The organism is Paenibacillus woosongensis (assembly GCF_009725165.1).
Taxonomy (GTDB): Bacteria; Bacillota; Bacilli; order Paenibacillales; family Paenibacillaceae; genus Fontibacillus; species Fontibacillus woosongensis.
In genome coordinates, this window is sequence record NZ_WNZW01000032.1 from 1 (window position 1) to 1452 (window position 1452).

The 1452-nt window shown below is 40.6% G+C and carries 1 pseudogene; it reads left to right on the forward strand.

Annotated features, from left to right (window positions below):
* The first annotated feature begins 56 nt into the window (after window positions 1-56).
* Window positions 57-1415, forward strand: a pseudogene (locus GNP95_RS25470) (IS3 family transposase).
* Window positions 1416-1452 lie beyond the last annotated feature (37 nt).

Consider the following 1452-nt stretch of genomic DNA (forward strand, 5'->3'; position numbering starts at 1 on the left):
TGAACTGCACCCCTAATGTTAGACACCATCTAACATATTGGGGGTGCAGTTTTTGTATGGCTAAATTTAATGCCGATGAAAAATTAAAAGCGGTCTTACGTTATTGTGAAAGTTCAGAAAGCTTGAAATCCATTGCGAGATCACTGGGGGTCGATCACTCTGTCATTTTAAATTGGACTAGGCAATATGAGCATCACGGTGAAAAGGCTTTTAGAAAGGGCTATACATCATACACAGCACAGGATAAACTAGACGTACTTCAGTATATGAACGAATCTGGGACGTCTGTTAGGGAAACGGCTGCAATTTTTAATATTGCGAGTCATAGTACCATTTTAAGCTGGCAAAGAAGCTTAGAATCACATGGCATAGACGCCCTACAGCCACAGAAAAAGGGGCGCTTATCCATGAAAAGGGGCTCTAGGGATCAGAAGAGTCAAACACCAGCAGAAGGATCCATCGAGGCTTTACAAGCAGAGCTAGAACGTTTGCGTATGGAAAATGCATATTTAAAAAAGTTGAATGCCTTAGTTCAGAACAAGGGAAAATCACCAAACAAGACAAAGCGAAAGTAGTCTATGAACTAAGGAACGAATTCTCGGTGAAGGCACTTCTAGAGCTAGCAGCGATTCCTCGCAGTACCTATTATTATGTGATTAAAACGTTCGACAAACCAGACAAGGATGCTGAGTTGAAAGGCATCATTCAAGTCATCTACAAAGAGCATCAGGGGCGATATGGTTATCGTCGTATTCGAGATGAGCTAGTAAATCGTGGACACCGTGTGAATCATAAGAAAGTGCAACGTCTAATGAATATATTGGGATTAAAGAGTCTTGTGCGGATGAAAAAATACCGTTCGTATAAAGGTATGGTTGGTAAGATAGCACCTAATATTTTAGAGCGTGACTTTTATGCGAAGAAGCCCAATGAGAAGTGGGTTACGGATATAACGGAGATTAAATGTTGTGGAGAAAAAGTATACTTTTCTCCGATACTCGATCTGTTTAACGGCGAAATTATTACGTATACGATTGATTCAAGGCCTGTATACACTCTAGTTTCCAACATGTTGGATCAAGCATTTGAACGGTTAGCAGATGAAGACAGCCCTCTCATTCATTCTGATCAAGGCTGGCACTATCAAATGAAGCCCTATCGCCATGCTCTTAAACGGCGTGGTATCCAGCAAAGTATGTCGCGCAAAGGGAATTGCTACGATAACGCCGTCATAGAAAGTTTCTTTGGCACAATGAAATCTGAATTCCTATATTTAAAAGGAGTTCGATAGTATTGAGCATTTTAAACAAGAGCTCTTCACTTATATCGAGTACTACAATCACAAGCGTATCAAGGCAAAACTAAAGGGAATGAGCCCGATCCAGTACCGAACTAATTCCCAGAGTTTCGCTTAATAAATTAATAACTGTCTAACTTTTCGGGGTCACTTCA